Below are 433 nucleotides of genomic sequence, written 5' to 3'. Positions count from 1 at the left end.
GACTCGAACCACCGACCTCACGCTTATCAGGCGTGCGCTCTAACCACCTGAGCTACGCGCCCAAGTTTAAAAACTTGGTATGAACTTTCGTTCAAAGCGGGTGACGAGAATCGAACTCGCGACAACAGCTTGGAAGGCTGTAGTTTTACCACTAAACTACACCCGCTTAATAAAATAAGATATGGCGCGAGACGGAATCGAACCGCCGACACATGGAGCTTCAATCCATTGCTCTACCAACTGAGCTACCGAGCCAAATTGCGGGAGCAGGATTTGAACCTACGACCTTCGGGTTATGAGCCCGACGAGCTACCGAGCTGCTCCATCCCGCGTTAATATAAAAGGAGGATGTGGGATTCGAACCCACGCACGCTTTTACACGCCTGACGGTTTTCAAGACCGTTCCCTTCAGCCGGACTTGGGTAATCCTCCA

Annotated in this window: 5 tRNA genes (1 of these 5 cut by a window edge); all 5 read right to left on the bottom strand. The window is 51.5% G+C overall.

The annotated features are described in order from the left end of the window. A tRNA-OTHER gene (locus PG086_RS06585) sits at nt 1-62 on the bottom strand; it reaches 62 nt to the left of the window's first position. Between the two features lie 33 nt (nt 63-95). Then, nucleotides 96-166 (bottom strand) — tRNA-Gly (locus PG086_RS06580). Between the two features lie 16 nt (nt 167-182). Next, nucleotides 183-255, bottom strand: a tRNA-Phe gene (locus tag PG086_RS06575). 3 nt (nt 256-258) lie between these two features. Continuing rightward, a tRNA-Met gene (locus PG086_RS06570) sits at nt 259-332 on the bottom strand. Nucleotides 333-342: 10 nt separating this feature from the next. Continuing rightward, a tRNA-Ser gene (locus PG086_RS06565) sits at nt 343-432 on the bottom strand. Nucleotide 433 lies beyond the last annotated feature (1 nt).

It is taken from the genome of Streptococcus halitosis, from assembly GCF_027691175.1.
Taxonomy (GTDB): domain Bacteria; phylum Bacillota; class Bacilli; order Lactobacillales; family Streptococcaceae; genus Streptococcus; species Streptococcus halitosis_A.
Note: the sequence above shows the minus strand (reverse complement) of the source record. Positions and strands in the feature narration are given on the sequence as shown.